At 59.6% G+C, this 1758-nt stretch carries 3 protein-coding genes; 2 read left to right on the top strand and 1 reads right to left on the bottom strand.

The genetic code is table 11. From position 1 onward, the window contains the following. Both EN884_RS34905 and EN884_RS34900 read left to right on the top strand, forming a co-directional pair. On the top strand, positions 1–300 hold a 300-nt coding region (locus EN884_RS34905), incomplete at its 5' end, for an OmpA family protein (RefSeq protein ID WP_164895390.1). A gap of 157 nt (positions 301–457) precedes the next feature. Continuing rightward, positions 458–925 (top strand): DUF1203 domain-containing protein, encoded by a 468-nt coding sequence (locus EN884_RS34900; RefSeq protein ID WP_013531464.1) that lies wholly within the window; start codon positions 458–460, stop codon positions 923–925. Positions 926–1159: 234 nt separating this feature from the next. Here EN884_RS34900 and EN884_RS34895 read toward each other — a convergent pair. Beyond that, on the bottom strand, positions 1160–1758 hold a 599-nt coding region (locus tag EN884_RS34895), incomplete at its 5' end, for an outer membrane beta-barrel protein (protein ID WP_164895389.1).

The raw sequence follows: 1758 nt of genomic DNA, 5'->3' as shown, positions 1-1758 counted from the left end.
CAATACGACAAGATCGAGACTATTGCCGACGCGCTGCGGCGAATCCTGCGCCGCGATCCCGGCGCCCGCGTGCTGATCGAGGGCCATACCGACGCCGTCGGCTCCTTCCAGTCGAACCAGGCCCTGTCCGAACAACGCGCCGCTTCGCTCAAGCGCACATTGGTGCGCGAATTTAGGGTGCCCGGCCATGCACTGGAAACCGTTGGTTACGGTGAGGAGTTTTTGCTGGTGCAGACGCAGAACGAAAACTGGCAGAATCGCCGGGTGACGCTGCGCCGCTTCGACGATTTCATCCGTTGAGTCGCAGCTCCGAATTTTAATTAGCCGGCGCCTTTGACAGGAATCTGATGAGAGCCGATCGCCGAGGGGCGATCGGCTTTTCGACATTTGGCAGGAATCGGGTGGGCGGCGAGGGTTCAAGGACATAATTTCCAATCACGACACCGGAGATTTTTCCATGACCATCCAGTTCAAAGCTTTGCCGACCGAAGCTGTCAGGACGCTGCAGCGTGGTGGCGTCGATGCTTATGGCCAAACGCCCGAGCGAAAGGTCTCAGATGGTGACGGCATGCCTTGCCGGCATTGTTTGAAGAACATAGGAGCCGGCGATGCCTATCTTGTTCTGGCATACAGGCCATTCCCGCAGCTTCAGCCCTATGCCGAAACCGGGCCGATCTTCCTGCATGCCGAGGAATGCGACGGCGCTGCCGAGGGCGAGGCGCTGCCCGAGATTCTCGACAGCCCCGACTACATCGTGCGCGGCTATGGCAGGGATGACCGTATCGTCTATGGCAGCGGCGGCGTGGTCCCGACCGGAGACATCACCGGGCGGGCCAAGACCTTGTTGGAACGCGACGAGATCGCCTACGTCCATGTCCGCTCGGCGCGCAACAATTGCTACCAGTGCCGCATCGAGCGCGCTTGAGGCTGAGATTAGCCGCTGGAAACAGCTGTCGTACTCCCGTCGCATAGTCGCGATAGAAAGCCATTGTCGATCGATTTGCCGACCGCGGATGAACCGGCGGCAAATCTCGTCATCGAGGAAGCGGGGCTTTGGCTCCGCTTTTTTGTTGCCTGCGTTTGGAGCAGACGTATTCCACGCAAGAAAAAAGCCCGCCGGCATGGCCGACGGGCTGCAACTGTTTGGCTGGAGGGCCTTTTAGTTGAACTTGTACTTCGCGCCGAGGCGCACGGTGTGGAAAGAGGAAGTCGAGGTAAGGGTGTCGTCAGGTGCGCCGAATTCCGAAGAAAAGTCCTTCTTGGCGAACTGCGAATAGCGATATTCGAGGCCAACGGTGACATTGCTGGACAGAGCCGTTTCCAGTCCGCCACCGACCGAGAAGCCGCTGGAGCCCCAGTCGAGGATGTCGCCGATCGGGTCGGAAGCGTTCAGATCGAAATGCTGCCAGCTGTAGCCGGCAAGCGCATAGGCAAGGGTCGATTCGTTCATCTTCATGCCAACGCGGCCCAACACATCGAACCCATAGTCGGTATCGACGTTGATCGATCCGCCGCCGAGATCCAGCTTGGAAGTCATGCCGGAGTAGCGTGCATCGACCATGACGCCTGCGACCCAGCTGCCGAAGTCATGATCGTAGCCGACGTTCAGTTCACCAAAGGCACCTTCGCCACCGAGACCATTGAATTCCAGGTCGCCGAGCGGCGGAACGTTGATCTGGTGCACGGACGCACCGGCACCACCAGCGCCGCCGATATAGAAGCCGGTCCAGTTGTAGGCTGGCGTCTCGAAGGCAGCAC

The organism is Mesorhizobium sp. M7A.F.Ca.AU.001.01.1.1, assembly GCF_004022735.1.
In the GTDB taxonomy this organism is placed as follows: domain Bacteria; phylum Pseudomonadota; class Alphaproteobacteria; order Rhizobiales; family Rhizobiaceae; genus Mesorhizobium; species Mesorhizobium ciceri.
Note: the sequence above shows the minus strand (reverse complement) of the source record. Positions and strands in the feature narration are given on the sequence as shown.